The organism is Streptomyces sp. NPDC014861 (assembly GCF_043081625.1).
GTDB lineage: Bacteria > Actinomycetota > Actinomycetes > Streptomycetales > Streptomycetaceae > Streptomyces.
The window spans coordinates 19,607-41,565 of record NZ_JBIBWV010000028.1 but is presented as its reverse complement, the minus strand read 5'-3'; the positions used below and the strand labels follow the sequence as shown (position 1 = coordinate 41,565).

The following is a 21,959-nucleotide window of genomic DNA, read 5'->3' as shown; positions in this document are numbered from 1 at the left end:
TGGTTAGCGGTGGTCTGCGGCCATTAGCATGCTGATTCCCGCAGATACTGGGCCAGGAGACTCGATGCCGGACCGGATCCGTACCGCGCCCGATCCCTCCATCGCGGAGGGGAGCCGCCAGACCGACCTGCCGGCCCCCCTGCTGGCCCGGGCGATCACGGTCACCGCGCTCGTCTGCTACGCCGCGGTGACGATCCTCAACGTGCTGCGGTGGGGCGAGGCGAGCACCGTGCGCCTCGCCGTCTGCATCGGACTCGTCCTGCTGGTCTTCAGCGTCCAGTACGCGGTCTCCGCGCCCTCCGCCCGGTCCTGGGGGACGCGGCGGCGGATGGGGGTGCTGGGGCTCCAGGTCGCGCTCACCTACCTGCCCCTGTTCTGGTACGGGATCTCCTGGGGCAGCATGGAGGGGCCGCTGGCGGCCTCGGTGCTGCTGACCCTGAAGCCCGCCGTGGCGTGGCCGGTGTACGCGCTGGTGGTGTCGAGCATCCCGGCGTACTCGCTCGCGCTCGGCCACCCGGTCGCCCAGGCGGCCTACTTCCTGATCGCGGGCATGCTCTGCGGCATCGTGATCTACGGGCTCAGCCGGCTGACGGACCTGGTCCACGAGGTCCACGAGACCCGCGAGAACCTGGCCCGGATGGCGGTCGGCCGGGAGCGGCTGCGGTTCGCCCGCGATCTGCACGACCTGCTCGGCTACAGCCTCTCGGCCATCGCGCTGAAGGGCGAGCTGGTCCACCGCCTCATCGACGCGCGCCCCGAGCGCGCCCGGACCGAGACCGAGGAGCTGCTGGTGGTGGCGCGTCAGGCGCTCGCCGACGTACGGCTGGTGTCCAGCGGATACCGGGACATGTCCCTGCGGGACGAGGCGACGTCGGCGGCGGCGATCCTGGCGGCGGCCGACATCCAGGCCGACGTGGCCATCGACTGCGGCCGGCTGCACCCGGTCGTCGACACGGTGCTCGCCACGGCGCTGCGCGAGGGCGTGACGAACATCCTGCGCCACAGCAAGGTCCGACGGTGCAGCATCTCCGCGACCGTCGACGAGGAAACGGTCCTGCTGAGCATGGTCAACGACGGTGCCGGCCGGCCCGGCCCCAGACCCGCCGGCCGGACCACGCGCAGCAGCGGGCTGCACAACCTGGAGGCGCGTTTCACGGAGATCGGCGGTGGACTCACCGTCGGCCTGCGGGAGACGGGCCGTTTTCATCTCGAGGCGTACGCTCCCCTCAGACCGCCGACGGTCGAGGCCGGTGCGCACGACGGCTTCCGCACCGACCACAGGGTCGCCCGTCGGAGCCGACCCATCCGACAGAAGTGAAGAGCCCGGGGGAACACGTTGGCGCGCTTGAAGGTGCTCATCGCCGAGGACATGCACATGATCCGGGGAGCGCTCGTGGCGCTGCTCGAACTGGAGCCCGACTTCGAGGTCGTGGCGTCCGTGGACCGGGGGGACACCATCGTGAAGGCGGCACTCGCCACCCCGCCGGACGTGGCGATCATCGACATCGACCTGCCCGGCACGGACGGGCTCACCGCGGCCGTCGACCTGCATGAGCAGCTGCCCAGCTGCCGCACCCTCATCCTCACCAGCCTCGGCCGCCCCGGCACGCTGCGGCGCGCGCTGTCCGCGCAGGTCACCGGCTTCCTGCTGAAGGACTCGCCCCCGCAGCAGCTCGCGGACGCCGTGCGGGCGGTGGCGGCGGGCCGCCGGGTGATCGACCCCCAGCTCGCGCTCAGCGCCTGGGACTCGCCGCAGAACCCGCTCTCGCCCCGGGAGCTGGAGGTCCTCAGACTCGCGGCCCAGGGGGCCGACGCCGCGGAGATCGCCGGCTGCCTCTTCCTGTCACAGGGGACCGTCCGCAACTACCTCACCGCCATCGTGGCCAAGCTCGGCGCGCGCAACCGGATCGACGCCATCCGGATCTCCGAGGAGGCCGGCTGGATCCCCTGACGGAGTCCGGTGCCGGGGCCGCCCCGGGCGACCCGCCGCGCCGGCGAGCAGGGTGTCCAGCAGTCCCTCGTCGAACATGGTCGTCACCGACACGTCCGCGAGACCCCCGAACCCGGTGTCCTGGACCGCCGCGCTGACCACGTAGCGCTCCCCCACCGCGAACGTGCCGAACGTCCAGTCGCCCGCCGCGGCGGGCGAGCCGTCGGGACGGACCAGCCGCGCCGCCGCGCCGTCCAGGTCGAACCCGAACTCGGTGAACCGGAAGCGCAGTCCCTGTCCGCACGCCTTCGTGTACGCCTCCTTCAGCGTCCACAGCCGCACCATCGAACTGTTCCGCGCCGCCTCGCCGCCCGCGTCCAGCCGCTCCTTCTCGTACGGGGTGCAGGCCTGGAGCTCGGAGCCGGTGCGGGCGATCCTGCGGTCCGCCCGCTCCACGTCGACACCGATCCGGCCGCGCCGGGTGACCGCGACGACCATCATCTCCTCGGTGTGGCTCAGGCTCACGTCGATCTGGTCGCAGCCCCGGACGTAGGGCCGGCCGCCCGGCTGGTACGAGAGGTCCACCAGGTCCGGGGTGGTGTCCAGGACGGCGGCCGCCGTGTAGCGCAGGAACAGCCGGGACGCGACGAACCGGTCCCGCATCCGGGGGCGGTCCAGGCTCTCGTAACGCCCCCAGTCGCGGCCGAGCAGCCGGCGCACCACGTCCAGGTCGCTCCGGGGCAGCCAGCCCGGCATCGTGCCGTACACCAGGACGCTGCCGGTGGCGGCGAGGGCGCTCCCGACCGGGTCCCACGGTCCCCCGGGCCCCAGCGCGGGCACCGGCCGGCCGATCGCGGCGGCCACTCAGGCCCCCGCCGGCTCGGCGGCGAGCGGGCCGGCGTCCAGGGCGGAGATGACACCCGCCAGGTCCACCGCGTCGCAGTCCGCCCGCGGGCACACCGGGATGCAGCGGGGACTGCCGAGACGGCGCAGGTACGGGGTGAGCACCGGCCGCGGGCCGACCTCGACGACATGGGTCGGTTCCTGCTGGCCCAGCATGGCGCGCACCGCGTCGGCGAAGCGGATGGGCGAGGTGAGCTGCCGCGACCAGTGCGGGGCGTACAAGGGTCCGCTGACGAGGCCGCCGTCCACGGTGGAGTACAGGGGCAGTCGCGGGCTGCCGCCCGGCACCCGGCGCGCGGCCGCCTCGAACTTCGGCACCACCGGGGCCATCTGCGGGGAGTTGAAGGCATGGGTCACCGGGAGGTGGCGGCAGCTGATGCCCCGGGCCGCCAGGTCCGCCTCGATCCGGTGGAGTCCGGCGATGTCGCCCGAGAGCACGGTGGACCGGGCGGCGTTGAGCACGCCGACGTCCACGCCCGGCTCCCTGGCCACCAGGGGCGCCACCTCGTCCGGCGAGGCGCAGGCCGCCATCATCCCGCCGCCGGGCGGCAGGTACTCCGTGAACGCGGCGCGCAGGGCGATCAGCCGGGCCGCGTCGGACAGCGCCAGCGCCCCGGCCACCGTCGCCGCGGCGAACTCGCCGATGCCGTGCCCGAGGACCGCCACCGGCACCACGCCGGAGGCCTCCAGGGTGCGGGCGAGCGCGTACTCGACGGCGAACAGCGACACCTGGGCGTACGCGGTGTCGTGGATCCGCGGGTCCTCGCGCAGGATCAGGTCGACGACCGAGGTCTTCAGCAGCGGGAGCAGGGCGTCGCTCACCTCGTCCAGGTGGCCCCGGTAGGTCGCCGAGTCCAGGTAGAGCCCCGCCGTCATGCCCGGGTACTGGCAGCCCTGGCCGGTGAACACGAAGGCGGCCCGCACCTGGCGGGGGAAGCGCCGCATGTCCCGGTAGGCCATGTGCCGGGCCAGGTCGCCGATCGTCCGGTGCGACCAGATGTCGTCCAGGTCGATGATCGGCCCGAACTCCTCCTCGATGTCGCCGTACAGGCTGAGCGCGGCCACCGAGTCCAGCTCGCAGCCGACGAGCGGGTCCGTCGCCTCCACCGCCCGGCCGAGGTAGTGGGCGAGCCGCTCCAGCAGCCATTCCCGGTGGGCCGCACCCTGACGGCCGGGTCCTTCAGCGGACATGAGTTGTTCTCCTTCGGAGGGAACCGCGGCGAGCGGGGGCTCTCAGGCGAGGGGGGACGCGTACAGGTCGTAGCTGCGCCGGCCGCGCAGGCGGGCGAGCACCTCGGCGAGGGCGCGCTGCTCGGCGGCGGCCGGTCGGTCCGGGAGCGCCAGGCCCAGCCTCCGGCCCAGCCGGTAGAGGACCGCCGAGGGCCACGCGGTGTCGGAGAGGAACGGGTCGGCGAAGGCCCCCGCGTTCTGCTGCTCCCGCCACACGCCGAGGCAGGCGGCGGCCGCGAGGACCAGGGTGTAGCGGTCGGCGAGGCCGAGGCTGTGCGGGCTGGCGAGCCACCGGCGGTCGCTGAAGCCCACGTCGCCGAACGCCTTGCGCAGGTCGTCCAGTTCGATGGTGAACGCGCGGATGAGGAAGCGCAGGACGTGCGCGTCGCGGCCCCGGCGGGGCAGGCCGGTCTCCTCGAACAGGTCGGTGCTGGCCACCAGCGTCGCCGCGAGCGGGTCGCCGTCCCCGAGGAGGGCGGGCTGCGACAGGTCGAGCGGGGGCAGTCCGTCGTGCAGCCGGAAGAGCTCGGCGGGCGCCTCCGGGTCGGCGAACCAGGCGTGCTGGGCGAAGAACGGCAGCTGCGGCAGGATGCTGACCTGCCGGCCGGCGCTGCCGGAGTGCCCGAGCGAGGTGACCGGCAGGTCCCGGAGCTGCTTCTGGAACATCCCGTACGCGCCCTCCTCGGCGAAGGTCGCCTCGCCGAGCACCGCCGACATCTCGTCCATCGCCTCGGCGGTGAGCTTGGGCGCGAGATAGGCGGCCGCGGCCGCGTACACGCTCATCTGCCGGGGCAGCAGGTGCAGGGCCCTGGTCGCCACCAGCGCCAGGCAGTCGATGATCAGCAGGTCGAGCAGGGCCCCGGTCAGCACGTCCCGCACGTGCTGGACGTCGAGGGAGGAGCGGCCGCCCGGGCGGGGCCTCGCGGCGAACGCGGCGACGGTCCGCAGCGCCGTGTCCGCGCCGGCGAGCACGATCGAGGGGATGAGGCCGCGGATGACCAGGGAGGAACGCAGGGACAGCTCGTAGCCGTCGCCCTCCGCTCCGACCAGGGCGCTGTCCGGGACCGGGCACGCGCGCAGGCGCAGACCGCCGAACTCCGCGCTGCGCATCCCGCTGGTGGCGCGCCGGTCCAGGTCGCTCACCCGGTCCGGCGGGAGGGCCGCCCGGTCGAGCAGGAGCACGCTGTGGGCGCGGGGGTGGCCGGGCTCGCCCGTGCGCGCGAAGACGACGAGTCCGCGGGCCCGGGAGGCGTTGGCGATGCCCGTCTTGCTGCCGTCGAGCAGCAGGCCGCCGCCCGGCGCGGCCGTGGCGGTGAACTCGTCGCGGACGAAGTCGTTGCCGTGCGCGACGCCGTGGCGGGCGACGGCGACGCGGTCCCCGCCGAGCAGCAGGCCGGCGGCGAGCCGGCGCTGCCGCTCGTCGCCGGCGGTCCACACGGGGGTCGCGGCGAAGAAGCAGTTGAGCCCGTACCCGAAGCCGAGGGAGGCGTCGCGGCGGAAGACCGGACGCAGCAGACGGCCGAGTTCGTCCATGCGGCGCAGCCGTCCGCCGAGCTCCGCGGGGACGAACTCGGCGTTCAGCGCGTGGGCGTCGAGCACCCCCTCGGCGGCGGGCAGCACCTCCCCGGCCGTGTCGGCGGCGACGAACGCTCCGCCGCCCAGCGGGTTGGCCGGGTCGTCGAGCGGTCCGAAGGCGCTCTCCAGCGCGTCGATGCGGTCGGCCACGGTGGTCATGCACGGACCCCCGCGGTCAGGAGCCGCTCGACCTCGGCGTCGAGGCGCTGGTACAGGGGGCGCAGTTCGCCGTTCAGGAACATCCGGCGCATCGCGGCGCGCTCCACCTTTCCGCTGGTCGTCCGGCGGACCGTGCCGGGGCTGACGAACAGGAGGCCGGCGGTGTGCACCTCGTGCTCGTCGCCGACGCGGGCCGCGACCTCGGCCGCGAGCGCGGCGAAGTCGACCTGGTAGTGGCTGCGGGCCCGGACCTCCTGGACGAGCACGACGTGCTCCCGCTCCCCCGGTACGGCGAAGACGGACGCGGGGCCGAACATGCCGCTGACCTGCTGGACGGTCCGTTCGACGTCGTGCGGGTGGACGTTGCGGCCGGCGATCACCATGACGTCCTTGAGGCGTCCGGTGATCCGCAGGCGGCCCGCCCCGTCGAGCGTGCCGAGGTCGCCGGTGCGCAGGAAGCCGGAGGGCCCGCCGGTGACCCGGGCGTTGAAGGCGGCGGCGGTCTCGGCGGGGCGGCGCCAGTAGCCGCGGGCGACGCTGTCGCCGCGCACCCAGACCTCCCCGGTCCGCCCCGGGGCGCACTCGGTCCCCTCGTCCGGGTCGACGATCCGCACCTCGGCGTCCACGGGCGCGCCGCAGGCTCCCGGGGCGCCGGGGTCGTCCGGGCGGGCGGCGGAGACCAGCAGGGTGGCCTCCGCCAGTCCGTAGGCGGGGACGAGGGCGCCGGGGCGCAGGCCCGCGGCGGCGAAGCGGTCGGCGAAGGCGGTGGCGGTGGCGGGGTCGACGGGCTCGCCGCCGTCGACGGCGGTGCGCCAGGCGGTGAGGTCGAGGCCGGCGATCTGGAGGTCGTTGACGCGGCGCAGGCACAGCTCGTAGCCGAAGTGCGGGCCCCCGCTGACCGTCAGGCCGTAGCGGGAGACCGTGTCGAGCCAGCGCAGGGGCGCTCTGACGAACGCCTGCGGGGTCAGCATCACCGTGGTGGCGCCGAGCCAGAGCGGGTGCAGGAGCTGGCCCACCAGGCCCATGTCGTGGTGGAGGGGCAGCCAGCCGCCGAAGCGGGAGGCGGGGCCGGTGTCCAGGGCGCGGTGGATCGCCGTCTGGTTGGCGACGAGGTTGCGCTGGGTCACCATCACGCCGCGGGGCTCGCGGGTGGAGCCGGAGGTGTACTGGAGGTAGGCGACGTCGTCGGGTCCGACCGGGGCGGGCTCCGGGCCGGCCGCGTCCGCCGGCTCCGGCGCGTGGTCGGCGAGCAGGCAGGTGACGTCCGTGAAGCCGGCGCCGGCCAGGAGCCGGGACGCCTCGGCGGCGTGCGCGCCGCCGGTGAGGACGCAGCTCGCCGCGGCGTCCTTGACGATGCCCGCGATCCGCTCGTCGTGGTGTCCGCGCCCGCCCGGGGGCGCCACGGGGACGGCGACGCGCCCGGCGTGGAGGCACGCCAGGAACGAGGCCGCGAACAGCCGGCGGGAGGACTGGAGGACGAGGACCCGGTCGCCGGGGGCGGTGTAGGCGCCGATGCGCCCGGCGAGCCGCCGTACCTGGCCGGCGAGCTCGCCGTAGCCGACGGCCTCGGGGACGAGGCGGCCCTCGCTCTCGGACAGCAGCACGAGCGCGTCGCGTTCCGGTGCCTCGGCGGCCCTGGTGTGGAAGGTGTCGATGAACGCGCGGAAGCCTGTCACTGCGGTCCCCTCCCGGGTCGGGCGGACCAGGACACCGGGCCCCGGCCGCCGGTGTCCTTGACGATCCAGTCGGCGCGTGCGGCCGGCGCGGGGGTGTCGGGGGGCGCGCCCCGGTCGCGGAGGAGCGCCATCAGCACGGCGGTCACCGCCGCGATCTCCACCGCGTCCGGCCGGCCGCGCACCACGGTGATGCCAGTCTCGTCTGCCATGTGGGTAGCGTGCGCCCCTCCGCTCGAGGGCCCCTGGGTCCCTCTCTCGGATCGCGCTCGACCCGGGAGGAGGGGCCCAGGGGCCCTCGGCGTTCACGCGTTCCGCGCCGGCACGACCCGCTCGTAGGCCAGGTGGCGGCTGCGCTCGCACCGGACCTGGGCGGGCCCGTCGAGCGCGGCGAGCGCGCGGCGGCCCTCGGCGGAGCCGAGCGCCCGGTCGCAGTGCTCCTCGTCGCGCCACCACAGCACGCCGGTGTACCGGGAGGGCCGTACGGTCGAGCGGAGCAGGTCGCTCCCGCCGAAGCCGCGTCCCTCCGCGTGGATCCGGCAGAGCTCCGCGTACGCCTTCTCGAACTCGGCGTGGTCCTCGCGCACCTCGGCGGAGAGCAGGACGACGCTGCTGTCGCCGGCGGCCGCGTCCTCGCTGAGGACGCGGTCGACGCTGAGCGCCTGGTCGGCCTCGGTGCGGACGAGCCGGCCCACCCGGTGCACGTGCCCGGTGAAGGTGTCGTCGTGCACGGTGTCGAGCCAGCCGCTCAGCCGCTGCCAGTGGGCCAGGTGGACGTACACGTGGGGTCGTTCCACCAGCCGCACCGTGACCAGGAAGTCGAATCCGGGCCGTCGGCGCAGGAACTGGCTGTGGGCGGAGAACTCCCGCTCGAAATCGGCGAGTCCGCCCGTGACCTCGAACCGGTTGATGACGGTCACCGGTCGGGTCGGGTCTCTGTCGGTCACGCGTGGTCCTCCGCGTAGTCCTTGGCGTGTCGCAGGGTGGTGGAGCTGTTGGTGCCGAGCGCCTTGCGCACCAGGGCGCGGGCCTCGGCGAGGGTGGCGTCCGGTCCGAGGGCGGTGCGCACGCCCTCGGGGTCGAGGGTCACGGTGTGCCAGGAGGTGGCCCTCACGGTGCCGTCGTCCTGCGGTTCGACGGTCCAGCGGCCGGTGTGGCTGCTCAGGGCGGCGGGGACCTTGAGCTGCTTGTAGACGATGCTGTGGCGCTCCTCGAAGCAGACCCGGATCGAGGTGGTGTTGTGCAGCGAGCCGTCCGGACTGCGGGTGTCCATGTCCATCCGCTGGACGCCGTTCTCCTCCTCGACGAGGTCGAGGCGGGCGACGTGCGGGAGGCGCTCGGGCCACAGGTCGGCGCGGTCGAGGAAGCCGTAGACGTCGCCGGCGGCTCCGGCGATGGTCAGCGAGTCGTGGAAGCTGAAGTGGAGTTCGGCGCGGTCGGGTCCCTGCTCGGCGGCGTGCTTCAGGGCGGTGAGTTCGGCGCGGCTGTTGCGGTCGACGGCCTGCTCGATGAGCTCCTCGGCGGCCGGGTCGTCGCCCACCGCGCGGTAGTCGTGCAGGAGGACGACCCGGGTCGTGCCGTCGCCGGCGGGTTCGACGCGCCACTCCCCGCCCATGGAGGCCACCGGGGCGGCGGTGACGACCTGGCGGAAGCGGACGGTGCGGGCCACGGGGTCGAGGGTCCGGCGGGAGGTCCAGGTGCGGACCTGTCCGTTGGCGATGGCCCAGATCCGCAGGTGCTGCTCGCCGCCGCCGGGCGGGGCCTCGTCGAGCACCTCGACGTGGACCGTGGGTCCGAAGACCTGCGGCCAGGCGGAGACGTCGGCGATGAGGTCGTAGACGGCCGCCGCGGGGGCGCCGACCGTGACGGTGTGCTCGGTGAGGCGGTCCCTCGCGGTCGAGGGGGTCGTAGCGGGCGCCACGGCGTACCTTCCTTTCGGCGGCCGTGAGAACGGCCGCACCAGAGTGGCAGGGATGGGCTCGAAGAGGACTTGAGCGGTGGTGGACCGCGGTCAGCGGGCGCCGGCCCAGTCGGGCCGGTCGGTGATCTCGACGACGGCGCAGCCCCAGCTGTACCCGGCGCCGACGCTCACGAGGACGCAGCGGTCCCCGGGCGCGGCCCGGCCGGTGGTCACCAGGTGGTCGAGGCCGGCGAACTGGTCGCCGGCGCCGAGGTGTCCGACGGTCCGGCTGAACTCCCAGGTGGTGCGCTCGGGTTCGATGCCGAAGGGCGTGTAGTAGATGGAGGTGAGCCGGCGGCGGCCGAAGTGCGGCAGGACGATCCACCGCGCCTCGTCCAGTTCGATCTCCGCGTCGGCCAGGGCCTGCTTGATGACGGTCTGCTGGCCGGCGTGCGCCCGGGTGATGGCGTACGAGAGGCCGTTGCGCTGGACGAAGGTGCGCTTGGCCGCGTCGAAGTCGACGGGCATGCGGTGCCCGAACGGGGCGTCGGTGAAGGGCTCGTCACCGCGGTGCAGGGGTTCGAGCTCGGGGTCGGCGTGCAGGGCCAGGGAGAGCAGCCGGGCGAAGCCGCCGCGCCGGGAGAGCACGAGGGCGGTGGCGCCGTCGGCGTACGGGGTGCCGGGGTCGGTGCGCCAGCGGTCGATGCCCGGGGCGCAAAAGCGGTCGGCCGTGGTCAGCAGGGCGTCGCGGCTCCCGTGCCCGGCGGCCAGGTAGGCGGTGGCGAGGTCGAGGGCGGCGAGGCCGCCGTTGGACATCTGGCGGATCTCCAGGGCCGGGCAGGAGTTGCCGAGGGCCGCGCGCTGGATGTACGACGCGACGGGCCACAGGTCCTGCCCTTGGTGGTAGGTGTCGGCGTGCAGGACGAGGTCGACGTCCCCGGGTGTGGACCCGGCGCGGTCCAGCACGGTGCGGGCCGCCGCGGCCGCCATCTCGGCGGCCGACTCGTCGGGCGAGACGGCGACCGACACCGCGCCGGTCTGTGCGGCGGTCCCCGGCGGGCACTCCCCGGCGGCGACGGCGTCGGCCACCGCGAGCGTGCGGGGCAGCCGCACCGCCGTCCCACGCAGGTAGGTGTTCTCCACTCGCACAGCTACTCCCTCGTGGTCACGGGCGGTTCAGCCGGCCGAGGCGATCGTCAGGGGGGCCTCGGACCGGTCGGGGGCGACGTCCTCGTCGCGGAGCACGTAGCGGACGGCGTCCAGCAGGGCGCGCCAGCTGGCGGTGACGGTGTTCCCGTCGACGCCGACGGTTCCCCAGCGCCGCTCGCCGTCGTGGTAGCCGATCAGGACCCGGGCGCGGGCGCCGCTGCCCGTGTCGCCGGTGAGCACCCGCACCCGGTAGTCCACCAGTTCGAGACGGGCGAGCTGGGGGAAGAACGGGTCGAGCGCCTGGTGCAGGGCCCGGTCCAGGGCGTTGACGGGGCCGTTCCCGCTGCCGGTGGCGGCGAGCGGGACACCGTCGATCCGCAGCCGCACGGCGGCCTCGGTCCGTTCGGAGCCGTCCCGCCGGCGGGCCACGGACACCTGCCAGGACTCGACGTCGAACGGGGCGCGTTCGGGCCCGCCCGCGAGCTCCTCGCGCAGCAGGAGCTCGAAGGAGGCGTCGGCGGACTCGAAGCTGTAGCCCTCGTTCTCCAGCTCCTTGATCCGCGCGGCGGCGCGGGCGACCTCGCCGGAGCCGGCGGCGACCTCGTAGCCGAGTTCGCGCGCCTTGAGCTCCACCGAGGAGCGGCCGCCCATGTCGGAGACCAGGGTGCGCATGGCGTTGCCGACCCGGTCCGGATCGATGTGCTGGTACAGGTCGGGGTCGACGCGGAGCGCGGCCGCGTGCAGCCCGGCCTTGTGGGTGAAGGCGGCGGCGCCCACGTAGGGGGCCGAGGAGCGGGGCGGGAGTCCGGTGATCTCGGCGATCGCGCGCCCGGTGTCGGCGAGCCGGGCGAGCTGTTCGGGAGCGAGGATCTCCCGGCCCTGTTTGAGGGCGAGGTTCCCGATGAGGGTGAACAGGTCGGCGTTGCCGCAGCGTTCGCCGTATCCGTGGGCGGTGCCCTGGACGTGGACGGCTCCGGCGTCGAGGGCGGCCATGGAGTTGGCCACGGCGCACCCGGTGTCGTCGTGGCAGTGGATGCCGAGGGCGGCACCGGTCCCGGCGAGGGTGTCGGCGACGGTCGCGGCGACCTCGTGGGGCAGCGATCCGCCGTTGGTGTCGCAGAGCACGACCGCCTCGGCCCCGGCCTCCGCGGCGGTCCGCACGACCTCCAGGGCGTAGTCGCGGTTGAGCCGGTGTCCGTCGAAGTAGTGCTCGGCGTCGAGGAAGACCCGCCGGCCGGCGTGCACGAGGTACCGCACGGTGCTGCCGATCATCGCGAGGTTCTCGGCGAGCGTGGTGCGCAGGGCCCGCTGGACGTGGCCGACGTGGCTCTTGCCGACCAGGGTGATCACCGGGGCGCCGGAGACCAGGAGGGCGCGCACCTGGGGGTCGACGGTCACCGGGACCTCCGGCCGCCGGGTCGCCCCGAAGGCCGCGAGCCGCGCGTTCCGCAGCCGGAGCTCCTTCTTCGCGCGGGCGAAGAACTCGGTGTCCCGGGGCACCGCCCCCGGCCAGCCGCCCTCGATGAATCCGACCCCGAGGGCGTCCAGGTGGCCGGCGACGGCGAGCTTGTCGTCCACCGTCAGGGCCATGCCCTCCTGCTGGCAGCCGTCGCGCAGGGTCGTGTCGTACAGCTGAGGTCTCGCCTCGGCCATGGCCCCTCCTCCTTCGCACCGCGCGCGCCCGTCGCGCCGCGGTTCTGGGCGGTCACCGTCCGGTGACCGGCTCGGGCAGAGCTGGAGTTCCGGTCGACGTCGCGGGGGTGCCGGCGCCGCCCGCGCCGGCGCCGGGAGGCCCCCACCAGTGCGGATGGTCCCGGTACCAGGCGACGGTGTCCGCGAGGCCCCGGTCGAAGGGCACGCGGGGCGCGTAGCCGAGCTCGTCGCGGATCTTGCGGTCGTCCAGGGCGTACCGCAGGTCGTGCGCCTTGCGGTCGGGGGCCGTGCGCACCAGCGCCGGATCGGCGCCGCACAGCTCGACGAGCCGGTCGGCCAGCCGCCGGTTGGTGGTCTCGTTGCCCCGGCCGATGTTGTAGATCTCGCCGGCCCGCCCCCGGGTGAGGACGGTGTGCACGGCCCGGCAGTGGTCGTCGACGTGCAGCCATTCGCGGACGTTGCTCCCGTCGCCGTACAGGCCCACCGGGAGTCCCCGGAGCAGGCGGGTGACGAAGAGCGGGATCAGCTTCTCGACGTACTGGTGGGGCCCGTAGTTGTTGGAGCAGCGGGTGACGGAGAGGTCGAGGCCGTGGCTGCGCCAGGCGGCGCGGGCCAGCAGGTCGGACGCCGCCTTGGAGGCCGCGTACGGCGAGTTCGGCAGCAGCGGCCGGTCCTCGTCCCAGGAGCCGTGCTCGATGGAGCCGTAGACCTCGTCCGTCGAGACGTGCACCACGCGCGGCACCCGGGCCGCGACGCACGCGTCCAGGAGCGTCTGGGTGCCGAGGACGTTGGTCCGGACGAACTCCGACGCCCCGGTCAGCGACCGGTCCACGTGGGACTCGGCCGCGAAGTGCACGACCGCGTCGTGCCCGGGCAGCAACTCCCGGAGGAGGTCCCGGTCGCAGACGTCGCCGCGGACGAAGGTGAGCCGGGGCCCGTCGGCCGGCAGGTTGGCCCGGTTGCCCGCGTAGGTGAGCTTGTCGAGGACGGTCACCCGGGCGCCCTCGGAGCCCGGGTGACCGTCGGCGAGGAGCGTACGGACGTAGTGCGAGCCGATGAAGCCCGCGCCGCCGGTGACGCAGATCCTCATGCCGCCACCTCGACGCTCGCGTGGTCGCCCACGAGGAGCCGGTGCCAGCCGGGCACCCCGCCGGCGGTGACGGTGGCCTGCCGGCCGATGACCGAGCCGCGCACCGAACCGACCCCGACCACCTGCGCCCCGTCCAGGACGAGGCTGTGCTCGATCACCGAGGAGCGCACCTCGCAGTCCTGCCCGATGGTCGTGCAGGGGCCGACGCCGCTGTCCTCGATCACCGATCCGGCGCCCACGATCACCGGCCCCACGAGGCGGGAGCGGACGATCCGCGCGCCGGGTTCGACGACGACGGCGCCGATCAGCTCGCTGTCGGCGTCGACCTCGCCGCGGACGGAGGGGACGAGGTCCTTGAGGAGTTCGCTGTTGCACTCCAGGACGTCCTCGACCCGCCCGGTGTCCCGCCAGAAGCCCTCGTAGACCCGGGCGCGGACGTCCTCGCCCCGCTCGACGAGCCACTGGATGGCGTCGGTGATCTCCAGTTCGCCGCGGGCGCTGGGCCGGATCGCGTCCACCGCCGCGTGGATGGCCGCGGTGAAGAAGTACACGCCGATCACGGCCAGGTCGCCGCACGGTTCGCGCGGCTTCTCCACGAGCCGCAGCACCCGGCCCTCGGCGTCCACCTCGGCGACGCCGAACTCGCTGGGGTGCGCGACCTTGTGGACGACGATCTGGGCGGCGGGCCGCCGGATGACGAAGTCCCGGGCGATGTCCTGCACGCCGTCGGTGAGCATGTTGTCGCCGAGGTACATCACGAAGTCGTCGTCGCCGAGGAAGGGGCGGGCGATGGCGACGGCGTGGGCGAGTCCGCGCGGCGCCTCCTGCGGGATGTAGGTGAGCCGTACGCCGAACCGGGCGCCGCTGCCGAGCGCTCCCTCGATCTTCCCGCTCCGGTCGCCGACGACGACACCGATCTCGGTGGCCCCCAGATCCCGCAGGGCCTCGACGACGTGGACCAGCACCGGCTTGTTCGCGATCGGGATCAGCTGCTTGGGCATCGAGTGGCTGAAGGGCCTGAGCCTGCTGCCCAGTCCCCCGGCCAGAATCAGTGCTTTCATGCGGAGCCTCCTCAGAACTCCCCGAGGACGTCGCGCAGGGCCGAGATCACCCTGTCCTGCACGTCCACGGGGAGTGACGGGTACATGGGGAGCGAGAAGATCTCGCCCGCGGCGGCCTCGGTGGCCGGGAGCGCGCCCGGGGCGTAGCCGAGGTGGGCGAAGCCGGTCATGGTGTGGACCGGCCAGGGGTAGCTGATGTTGAGCGCGATGTCGTGGCGCTTCAGGCGCTCGATGATCTCGTCGCGCCGGGGGTGGCGCACGACGTAGACGTAGTAGACGTGCTCGTTGCCCGGGTTGGTGACGGGCAGCCGGAGGCCGTCCGGCGCGACCAGGTCGCCGAGGCCCTCCTCGTAGCGCCGGGCGACGGCGCGGCGGCCCTCGACGTAGGAGTCGAGCCGGGTCAGCTTGCGCCGCAGGATCTCGGCCTGCACCTCGTCCAGGCGGCTGTTGTGGCCCGGGGACTGGACCACGTAGTAGACCTTCTCCATCCCGTAGTAGCGCAGCCGGCGCAGGGCCGCGTCGGTGCCGTCGTCGTTCGTGACGACCGCCCCGCCGTCGCCGTACGCGCCGAGGACCTTGGTCGGGTAGAAGGAGAAGGCCGCGGCGTCGCCCATCGTGCCGGCGAGCCGTCCGTGGTGCCGGGCGCCGTGCGCCTGGGCGCAGTCCTCGACGACGGCGAGGCCGTGCCGGGAGGCGATCCGCTCCAGCGGGGCCATGTCGACGCACTGGCCGTAGAGGTGCACCGGGAGCAGCGCCTTGGTGCGGCGGGTGACGGCCGCCTCGACCTGCGCGGTGTCCATGAGGAAGTCGGACTCGTCGATGTCGACGAAGACGGCGCGGGCGCCGGTGCCCTCGATGGCGACGACGGTCGGCGCGGCGGTGTTGGAGACGGTGATGACCTCGTCGCCGGGGCCGACACCGAGCGCCTGGAGCGCCAGCTTGACGGCGTTGGTCCCGTTGTCGACGCCCGTGCAGTGCCGGACGCCGTTGTAGGCGGCGAACTCCTCCTCGAAGCCGCGCACGCTCTTGCCGAGCACGAGCTGGCCGGAGGAGAACACGGTCTCCACCGCGTCCAGCAGATCCGCGCGCTCCTTCTCGTACTCCGGCAGGTAGTCCCAGACGTGGGTGGTCATGGACGGATCAGCCTCCATCGGTCTCTCCGGTCGAATGGAGGGGAGGTTGAGCCAGGGTGGTCGCGCCTCGCTCAAGCCGTGGTGTCGCGCCGCGCCCGTGCGGTGGCGCGCGGGCCGCTCAGGCCGTGGTGCGGCGGGCCGAGGGCGGGTGGTCGTGGGCCGCTGAGGCCGTGGGGCAGCGGGGGGCGAGCGGCTCGTCGTCGGACGCTCAGGCCGTGGTGCGGCGGGCCGAGGGCGGGTGGTCGCGGGCCGCCCGGGCCGTGGTGCAGCCGGGGGCGAGCGGCTCGTCGTGGGACGCCAGGGCGGTGCCGCGGGCGATCAGGGCGTCGATCTCCGAGGGGGTGAGCCCGCTCTCCGACAGCACCTGGCGGGTGTGCTCGCCCGGGGTCGGCGCGGGCCCCGGGTCCGGCGCGGGGGTCCGGTCGAAGCGGGGCGCGGGGGCGGGCTCGGTCCCCGTACCGGTGTCGATGTAGGTGCCGCGCGCGCTCAGCTGCGGGTGGCCGGCGGCCTCCGGCAGGGTGAGCACGGGGGTGACGCAGGCCTGGGTGCCGGCGAAGGCCTCCGTCCAGGCGTCCCGGCTCCTGGTCGCGAACCGGGCGGCGAAGGCCTCGCGCAGGTCGGGCCACCGGGTGCGGTCCGCGCGGTCGGGCAGGGAGTGGGCCGGGAGGCCGAGTCCGGCGAGCAGGTCGGCGTAGAAGCGCTCCTCCAGAGCGCCGACGGCCACGTGGCCGCCGTCCGCGCACGGGTAGGTGGTGTAGAAGGGGGCTCCTCCGTCGAGCAGGTTGGCTCCGCGCGGGCCGTCCCAGGACCCCTCGTCGCGCATGGCGAGGAGCATCCCGAGGAGCGAGGCGGTGCCGTCGACGATGGCGGTGTCGACCGTCTGCCCGAGCCCCGACCTCCGGCGCTCGTGGAGCGCCGCGAGAATCCCGCAGACCAGCAGCATCCCGCCGCCGGCGAAGTCCCCGAGCAGATTGACGGGCGGCACCGGCGCGCCGCCGTCGGCGCCGATCGCGTCCAGCGCCCCGGTCAGCGCGATGTAGTTGATGTCGTGGCCCGGCGCGCTCGCCAGCGGTCCGTCCTGGCCCCAGCCCGTCATCCGGGCGTAGACCAGGGCGGGGTTGCGGTCCCGGCAGGCCTCGGGCCCGATCCCGAGCCGCTCGGCGACCCCGGGCCGGAAGCCCTCGACGACCGCGTCGGCGCGGTCGGCGAGGCGCAGCACCGCGGCGACGCCCTCGGGGTCCTTGAGGTCCAGGGCCACCGAGCGGCGGCCCCGGTCGAGCACCCGGTGCCAGCCGCCGAACGGCCTTCGGCCGTCCGCCCGGTCGACCCGGATCACCTCGGCGCCGAGGTCGGCCAGCATCATGCAGGCGAACGGCACCGGGCCGATCCCGGCGAGTTCGACGATCCGCAGCCCGGCCAGCGGTCCGCGTCGCGGACCGGCCCCTCCCGTCGGCGGGCCCGTGGGCCGCGGACCGCGGAAGCTCGTCCCTGTCGTCTCCATGGCCGGGGACGGTAGGAGCCGCGGCTATGAGCGGGCTCGAGCCGACTTCGAGCCCGGGGTGGCACCTTCCGGCCCACTCGCATCCCCGGTTCCACGATCAGAAGGAGTCCGCTCATGAGCGACCCGACCCGCGCGACGGAGACCAGCGCGGCCACGTGCCGCATCTGCGACGGCGAGGTGACCGAGTTCCTCGACCTGGGGCGGCAGCCCCTGTCGGACGCCTTCCCCGAACCGGCGCGCACCGAGGGCGAGTTCTTCTACCGGCTGGCCGTCGGCGTGTGCGCCGACTGCGCCATGGTCCAGCTCACCGAGGAGGTGCCCCGGGAGAAGATGTTCCACGAGGACTACCCGTACCACTCCTCGGGTTCCTCGGTCATGCGCGAGCACTTCTCCGCCACCGCCCGCGGCTTCATCGAGAAGGAGCTGACGTCGGCGGACCCCTTCGTCGTCGAGATCGGCTGCAACGACGGCATCATGCTCCGCACCGTCAGCGAGGCCGGCGTCCGGCACCTGGGCGTCGAGCCGTCCGGCGGTGTGGCCAAGGTCGCGGCCGCCTCGGGCATCCGGGTGCGCAACGACTTCTTCGAGGAGCGGACGGCCGCCGAGATCCGCGCGGAGGACGGCCCGGCCGACGTGATCTTCGCGGCCAACACCCTGTGCCACATCCCCTACATGGACTCCGTCCTGCGGGGCGTCGGCGAACTGCTCGGCCCGGACGGCGTGTTCGTGTTCGAGGACCCGTACCTGGGCGACATCGTGGAGAAGACGTCCTTCGACCAGATCTACGACGAGCACTACTACTTCTTCACGGCCCGCTCGGTGTCCGCGATGGCCGCCCGCTTCGGCCTCGAACTCGTCGACGTCGAGCGGCTCACGGTGCACGGCGGCGAGGTGCGCTACACCCTCGCCCGGTCCGGCGCCCGCACCCCCTCGCCCGCGGTCGCCGCGCTGGTCGCCGAGGAGGCCGGGCGCGGCCTCGGCTCCCTGCCGACGCTGAAGGCCTTCGCCGCGAACGTCGAGCGGATCCGCACGGAGCTGGTCGCCCTGCTGTCCCGGCTGCGCGCCGAGGGCCGCACGGTCGCCGCGTACGGGGCGACCGCCAAGAGCGCCACCGTCACCAACTTCTGCGGGATCGGGCCGGACCTCGTGGACTACGTCTGCGACACCACGCCCGCCAAGCAGGACCGGCTCACCCCCGGGGCGCACATCCCGGTCGTGCCCGCGGAGCGGTTCTCGGGCGACTACCCCGACTACGCGCTTCTCTTCGCCTGGAACCACGCCGAGGAGATCATGCGCAAGGAGCGGGGCTTCCAGGAGAGCGGCGGCAAGTGGATCTTCTACGTCCCCACCGTCCACGTCGTCTGACCCGGCCACCGCAGCGGAGGAGGTAGCCCCACCATGCCCGAGAAGACCTTCGAAGGCCGGACCGTGGTCGTCACCGGCGGCGGCACCGGCATCGGCCGCGCGGCCGCGCTGGCGTTCGCCGGACTGGGGGCGGCCGCGGTGATCGTCACCGGCCGCCGCAAGGAGCGGCTGGACGAGGTGGCCGCGCTGAGTCCGGCCGTCGTCCCGGTCGTCGCCGACGTGACCACCCAGGAGGGGGCGCGCGCCGTCGCCGAGGCGGTCGGCACCCACGGCGGCGGGACGCTGGACGTCCTGGTGCACAACGCCGGCGTCTTCCGCTTCACCCCGCTGGCGGCGCTGGATCCCGGCACCGCGCGGGAGGTCCTGGACACCAACGTGCTCGGACCGGTGCTGCTCACCGCCGAGCTGCTGCCCCTGCTGCGCTCCCCCGGCGGCACCCTGGTGCTGGTCTCCAGCCGGGGCGGGCACAACCCGGGGGTGGACAGCTCGCTGTACTCCGCGAGCAAGGCCGCCGTGGACAGCTTCACCCGGAGCTGGGCCGCCGAGCTGGCTCCGCGCGGCATCCGCGTCAACGCCGTCGCGCCGGGCTTCGTCCGTACGGAGGCGTACGCGGCGAACGGCCTCGGCCCCGAGCAGGTGGAGGGGCTGTTCGCCGGGGTCGCGGGGACGATCCCGCTCGGCCGGGTCGCGGAGGCCGACGAGGTGGCACGCTGGCTGACCTTCCTCGCCGACCCGGCGAACGCGCTGGTCACGGGCCAGGTCGTCACGATCGACGGCGGGCTGGACATCGCCGGCGGCTGAACCGGAACCGGCAGGCGGGTGGGCGCCGTCCGAAGCGGAACGACCGCTCCGGACGGCGTCCGCACGTGTGTTCCCGTGGACACGCGTTCCGGCGCGTCGTGTCCGCGTTCCGCCGGAGCGGCCCGCGCGTCGATGAGACTGGCCCGGCCACCCGTCAGTCCGTGTCGGCCGTGACGCCGGCTCCCAGCGCAGGAGACGAACATGAGGATTCTGGTGACAGGCGCGACCGGCGGCGTCGGCCGGTACGTGGTCGACCAGCTGCTCTCGGCAGGGGTCCGGGTCCGGGCCCTGACCCGCGATCCGGCGAGGGCCTCGCTGCCGCCAGGCGTGGAGGTCGTCCAGGGGGACCTCTCCGTGCCGGACGGACTCGCACCCGCCTTCAAGGACGTCGACGGGCTGCACCTGTTCCCGGTCGAGGAGACCGCCCGGGAGGTCGTCGGCCTGGCCCGCGAGGCCGGTGTGCGGCGCGTCGCGGACCTCTCCGCGGCGGCCGTCACGATCGGGCTGTACGAGAGCCCGACCGAGAAGGCGATCGAGGAGTCGGGGCTGGAGTGGACCCACGTCCGCCCCGCCGAGTTCATGACGAACCGCCTGCACCTGTGGGGGCCGGACATCCGCGCCCGGCGGGTGGTCCGCTACCCCTTCCCCGACGAGACGGGCGTGCCGGTGCACGAGGCGGACATCGCCGCCGTCTCCGTCGCCGCGCTGCTGGAGGACCGGCTCCTCGGCCGGGCGCTCACCCTGACGGGGCCCGCGCCGATCAGCGCGCGCGAGCAGGTGCGGGCGATCGGGGACGCGCTGGGCGAGGACGTGCGGCTGGAGGAGGTGAGCCGGGAGGAGGCGCTGCGGCTGATGCGGGCGCAGGGCGGGTTCGCCGCCGAGAACGCCGAGTTCCTGCTCGGCTACCAGGACTACACGGGCGAGGACGGCGCGGGCGAGGACGGCCTGTCCGACCAGGACTACTCCGCGCTGACGCGCCCCTGGCCCGACGTCGAGGAGGCGACGGGGCGGCCGGCGCTGGACTTCGCCCGGTGGGCGCGGGACCACGCGGACGACTTCCGCTGAACGCCGCCGGCCCGATGCCCCGGCCGGTGGGCGGGACATCGGGCCGCGTGGGGGGCGGGGCGGTCAGCGGCCGGCCAGTTCCTCCAGCTTGCGCACGATCGCGGAGGTGCTCGGCAGCGCGGCGATCTCCTCGGCCAGGGCGCGGGCCCGCTCCCGGTACGAGGGGTCGGTGAGGATCGCGCGGCCCGCCTCCTCGATCCGCTCCGGGGGCTCGACCAGGTTGAGCGTGATCGAGGCGCCGTACGCGTCGAAGCGGCGCATCGGGATGGCCGAGGCCAGCATGTCGGGGAAGACCAGCTGGGGGACGCCAGCGGCGGCCGCGTACATGCAGGTCTGGCCTCCGCCGTGGTGGATCAGCAGGTCGCAGGAGGGGACGACGGTGTCGAGCGGCACGTAACCCGCCCGGATGCCGGGCCACTCGGCGCGCAGCGCCTCGGCGACCGGCTCCTGGGTGGCGACGATCAGCTCCACGTCCTGGAAGACGGGGTTCTCCAGGACGGGCCGGAAGAACGCGACGCCGAGCGTGTCGATCATGGCCGCCCGCGAGCCGGAGGTCACCAGGACCCGCTTGCGCTCGGTACGCCGGTAGACCCAGGGCTCCAGCGGGAGCTGGGTGGAGCCGGGCGTCCACCGCATGTACTGCGCGGGCTCGGCGCCCTCGGGCCGGAGCGACGCCGGGGTGATGTGGACGTACAGGTCCTCCCGGGGGAAGGTGTCCAGACCGAGCTTCTCCAGCTCCGGACGGAGCTCGTCGGCCACGTACTCCAGGTCCTGCGGGTCCCGCTCCAGGGCGTCCCACGCCTGGCAGACGTAGGGGACCTTGGCGTGGTGGGCGATCAGCGCGGCACCGTAGTTGCGGGTGCCGCCGACGACCAGGTCCGGACGCCAGTGGTCCGCCAGGTCGGCCACCCGCTCGAAGCTGTCCGCCGCCATCCGGGCGAAGCCGCGGCTGGCGAACTCGCACTCGGCGGCCTCGCCCCGGGGACGGTCCAGCTTGTTGCCGTCCCGGTCCCAGAACATGGCCTTGAAGACGCCCATCTCCGACATCGCGAAGGCCGGCAGGCCGTGCTCGGTGACGGCGGCGACGTCCTCCTGCGGCGCGGCCACGATCACCTCGTGGCCCTCGGTGCGACACGCGGACGCGAGGGGCAGCAGGGCGTGGACCGTCGCTCGGCCTCCACCGGTGAAGAACAGGATGCGCACGATGACTCCTTACGGATTGGCTGGGCTGACGCGCAGGGCTTCGGCCTCGACCTCGACGCTCGCGGTCACCCGGTCGTCGGGGTCGCGGACCGTGGAGACCCCGCTGCTGGTGAAGGTGTCGCCGGTCAGGACCGCGTGGTGGTCGATGTCCACCCAGCCGAGGTAGGCGCCCTGCTCGTCGATCAGGCGCTCGGCTATCCGGTAGGAGAACCGGCCCTCCCCGGTCGCGGTCCAGGTGCCCGCGCCGCCGCCGCCCGGCGCCGGGCCGGCCAGGATGAAGGCCCGGCCCTCGGGGGTGAGGTGCAAGGTGCTGACGAACTCCTTGCCCTCCAGGCGGAACCGCTCCGTCCAGGTGCCTTCCGGTCCCGGCGTGCTCGCTGCCGACTCGTCCACTCTGCTCCTCCCCTTGCCCATGGCTGGTCCGGCGACGCTAGGCCGCCCGCCTCGACGCCCGCTCGAACCGTCGTCGGGCCCCCGGTCGGCCCGGGGGCCCCCCCCGGTAGCGCGGGGGGGGGCACGCGGGGCGCCCCGCCATACCCCCCACCCCCCCGGCCCCCCCACCCGCACC

Annotated in this window: 20 protein-coding genes; 5 read left to right on the top strand and 15 right to left on the bottom strand. The window is 74.3% G+C overall.

Annotation, left to right across the window (positions count from 1 at the left end):
* The first annotated feature begins 64 nt into the window (after positions 1-64).
* Together ACF1BN_RS33545 and ACF1BN_RS33540 are read left to right on the top strand one after the other, a co-directional pair.
* On the top strand, positions 65-1,318 hold the full coding sequence (locus ACF1BN_RS33545; RefSeq protein ID WP_392335364.1) for a sensor histidine kinase: 1,254 nt from the start codon (positions 65-67) through the stop codon (positions 1,316-1,318).
* Positions 1,319-1,336: 18 nt separating this feature from the next.
* On the top strand, positions 1,337-1,951 hold the full coding sequence (locus ACF1BN_RS33540) for a DNA-binding response regulator (protein WP_387278193.1): 615 nt from the start codon (positions 1,337-1,339) through the stop codon (positions 1,949-1,951).
* Here the strand turns inward: ACF1BN_RS33540 and ACF1BN_RS33535 are convergent.
* The 13 genes from ACF1BN_RS33535 to ACF1BN_RS33475 all read right to left on the bottom strand — a co-directional run bounded on the left by ACF1BN_RS33535 (position 1,844) and on the right by ACF1BN_RS33475 (position 16,957).
* A complete protein-coding gene (locus tag ACF1BN_RS33535) occupies positions 1,844-2,794 on the bottom strand; it encodes a 4'-phosphopantetheinyl transferase family protein (RefSeq protein ID WP_392335363.1) in 951 nt (316 codons plus the stop codon). The two genes, ACF1BN_RS33540 and ACF1BN_RS33535, sit on opposite strands and share 108 nt — an antisense overlap.
* Positions 2,795-4,024: an acyltransferase domain-containing protein gene (locus tag ACF1BN_RS33530; protein ID WP_392335362.1), complete on the bottom strand. Its 1,230-nt coding sequence runs from the start codon at positions 4,022-4,024 to the stop codon at positions 2,795-2,797.
* 42 nt (positions 4,025-4,066) lie between these two features.
* Entirely contained in the window at positions 4,067-5,797 is a 1,731-nt protein-coding gene (locus ACF1BN_RS33525) for an acyl-CoA dehydrogenase family protein (protein WP_392335361.1), read from the bottom strand.
* Entirely contained in the window at positions 5,794-7,473 is a 1,680-nt protein-coding gene (locus ACF1BN_RS33520; protein ID WP_392335360.1) for a fatty acyl-AMP ligase, read from the bottom strand. The genes ACF1BN_RS33525 and ACF1BN_RS33520 overlap by 4 nt, the downstream gene beginning before the upstream one ends.
* A complete protein-coding gene (locus ACF1BN_RS33515; RefSeq protein WP_387278202.1) occupies positions 7,470-7,682 on the bottom strand; it encodes an acyl-CoA carboxylase subunit epsilon in 213 nt (70 codons plus the stop codon). The genes ACF1BN_RS33520 and ACF1BN_RS33515 overlap by 4 nt, the downstream gene beginning before the upstream one ends.
* A 93-nt stretch (positions 7,683-7,775) precedes the next feature.
* The gene (locus ACF1BN_RS33510; RefSeq protein ID WP_392335359.1) at positions 7,776-8,417 is read right to left on the bottom strand and encodes an antibiotic biosynthesis monooxygenase; all 642 of its coding nucleotides are present in this window, start codon (positions 8,415-8,417) and stop codon (positions 7,776-7,778) included.
* Entirely contained in the window at positions 8,414-9,391 is a 978-nt protein-coding gene (locus tag ACF1BN_RS33505; protein WP_387278206.1) for an aromatase/cyclase, read from the bottom strand. Before ACF1BN_RS33505 ends, ACF1BN_RS33510 begins: the two co-directional genes overlap by 4 nt.
* 90 nt (positions 9,392-9,481) lie before the next feature.
* On the bottom strand, positions 9,482-10,519 hold the full coding sequence (locus ACF1BN_RS33500) for a ketoacyl-ACP synthase III family protein (protein ID WP_392335358.1): 1,038 nt from the start codon (positions 10,517-10,519) through the stop codon (positions 9,482-9,484).
* Positions 10,520-10,546: 27 nt separating this feature from the next.
* On the bottom strand, positions 10,547-12,172 hold the full coding sequence (gene cimA, locus ACF1BN_RS33495) for a citramalate synthase (protein ID WP_392335357.1): 1,626 nt from the start codon (positions 12,170-12,172) through the stop codon (positions 10,547-10,549).
* A gap of 52 nt (positions 12,173-12,224) precedes the next feature.
* The gene (gene rfbB, locus ACF1BN_RS33490) at positions 12,225-13,262 is read right to left on the bottom strand and encodes a dTDP-glucose 4,6-dehydratase (protein WP_392335356.1); all 1,038 of its coding nucleotides are present in this window, start codon (positions 13,260-13,262) and stop codon (positions 12,225-12,227) included.
* Positions 13,259-14,323 carry a glucose-1-phosphate thymidylyltransferase gene (locus tag ACF1BN_RS33485; protein WP_392335355.1) on the bottom strand — a complete coding sequence of 355 codons (1,065 nt, stop codon included), beginning with the start codon at positions 14,321-14,323 and terminating at the stop codon, positions 13,259-13,261. The genes rfbB and ACF1BN_RS33485 overlap by 4 nt, the downstream gene beginning before the upstream one ends.
* A gap of 11 nt (positions 14,324-14,334) precedes the next feature.
* Positions 14,335-15,456 (bottom strand): DegT/DnrJ/EryC1/StrS family aminotransferase, encoded by a 1,122-nt coding sequence (locus ACF1BN_RS33480; RefSeq protein WP_387278216.1) that lies wholly within the window; start codon positions 15,454-15,456, stop codon positions 14,335-14,337.
* Positions 15,457-15,664: 208 nt separating this feature from the next.
* Positions 15,665-16,957: a CaiB/BaiF CoA transferase family protein gene (locus ACF1BN_RS33475; protein WP_392335354.1), complete on the bottom strand. Its 1,293-nt coding sequence runs from the start codon at positions 16,955-16,957 to the stop codon at positions 15,665-15,667.
* Between the two features lie 114 nt (positions 16,958-17,071).
* Here ACF1BN_RS33475 and ACF1BN_RS33470 point away from each other — a divergent pair, with 114 nt between their 5' ends.
* From ACF1BN_RS33470 to ACF1BN_RS33460, 3 genes are all read left to right on the top strand, one after another.
* Complete coding sequence (locus ACF1BN_RS33470; protein WP_392335353.1) at positions 17,072-18,322, top strand: methyltransferase domain-containing protein; 1,251 nt, start codon at positions 17,072-17,074, stop codon at positions 18,320-18,322.
* 33 nt (positions 18,323-18,355) lie between these two features.
* A complete protein-coding gene (locus tag ACF1BN_RS33465; RefSeq protein ID WP_387278222.1) occupies positions 18,356-19,123 on the top strand; it encodes an SDR family NAD(P)-dependent oxidoreductase in 768 nt (255 codons plus the stop codon).
* Positions 19,124-19,324: 201 nt separating this feature from the next.
* Positions 19,325-20,188 (top strand): NAD(P)H-binding protein, encoded by an 864-nt coding sequence (locus ACF1BN_RS33460; protein WP_392335352.1) that lies wholly within the window; start codon positions 19,325-19,327, stop codon positions 20,186-20,188.
* A gap of 63 nt (positions 20,189-20,251) precedes the next feature.
* On the opposite strand, the gene ACF1BN_RS33455 is transcribed toward ACF1BN_RS33460, so the two are convergent.
* Complete coding sequence (locus tag ACF1BN_RS33455) at positions 20,252-21,391, bottom strand: glycosyltransferase (protein ID WP_392335351.1); 1,140 nt, start codon at positions 21,389-21,391, stop codon at positions 20,252-20,254.
* A 9-nt stretch (positions 21,392-21,400) separates the two neighbouring features.
* Positions 21,401-21,784: a hypothetical protein gene (locus ACF1BN_RS33450; RefSeq protein WP_392335350.1), complete on the bottom strand. Its 384-nt coding sequence runs from the start codon at positions 21,782-21,784 to the stop codon at positions 21,401-21,403.
* Positions 21,785-21,959 lie beyond the last annotated feature (175 nt).

What these genes read in the sequence shown, in the direction of transcription:
- ACF1BN_RS33545 (WP_392335364.1), top strand. Translation starts at nt 65, where the DNA reads ATGCCGGACCGGATCCGTACCGCGCCCGATCCCTCCATCGCGGAGGGG.
- ACF1BN_RS33530 (WP_392335362.1), bottom strand. Translation starts at nt 4,024, where the DNA reads ATGTCCGCTGAAGGACCCGGCCGTCAGGGTGCGGCCCACCGGGAATGG.
- ACF1BN_RS33525 (WP_392335361.1), bottom strand. Translation starts at nt 5,797, where the DNA reads ATGACCACCGTGGCCGACCGCATCGACGCGCTGGAGAGCGCCTTCGGA.
- ACF1BN_RS33515 (WP_387278202.1), bottom strand. Translation starts at nt 7,682, where the DNA reads ATGGCAGACGAGACTGGCATCACCGTGGTGCGCGGCCGGCCGGACGCG.
- cimA (WP_392335357.1), bottom strand. Translation starts at nt 12,172, where the DNA reads ATGGCCGAGGCGAGACCTCAGCTGTACGACACGACCCTGCGCGACGGC.
- rfbB (WP_392335356.1), bottom strand. Translation starts at nt 13,262, where the DNA reads ATGAGGATCTGCGTCACCGGCGGCGCGGGCTTCATCGGCTCGCACTAC.
- ACF1BN_RS33485 (WP_392335355.1), bottom strand. Translation starts at nt 14,323, where the DNA reads ATGAAAGCACTGATTCTGGCCGGGGGACTGGGCAGCAGGCTCAGGCCC.
- ACF1BN_RS33480 (WP_387278216.1), bottom strand. Translation starts at nt 15,456, where the DNA reads ATGACCACCCACGTCTGGGACTACCTGCCGGAGTACGAGAAGGAGCGC.
- ACF1BN_RS33475 (WP_392335354.1), bottom strand. Translation starts at nt 16,957, where the DNA reads ATGGAGACGACAGGGACGAGCTTCCGCGGTCCGCGGCCCACGGGCCCG.
- ACF1BN_RS33470 (WP_392335353.1), top strand. Translation starts at nt 17,072, where the DNA reads ATGAGCGACCCGACCCGCGCGACGGAGACCAGCGCGGCCACGTGCCGC.
- ACF1BN_RS33465 (WP_387278222.1), top strand. Translation starts at nt 18,356, where the DNA reads ATGCCCGAGAAGACCTTCGAAGGCCGGACCGTGGTCGTCACCGGCGGC.
- ACF1BN_RS33460 (WP_392335352.1), top strand. Translation starts at nt 19,325, where the DNA reads ATGAGGATTCTGGTGACAGGCGCGACCGGCGGCGTCGGCCGGTACGTG.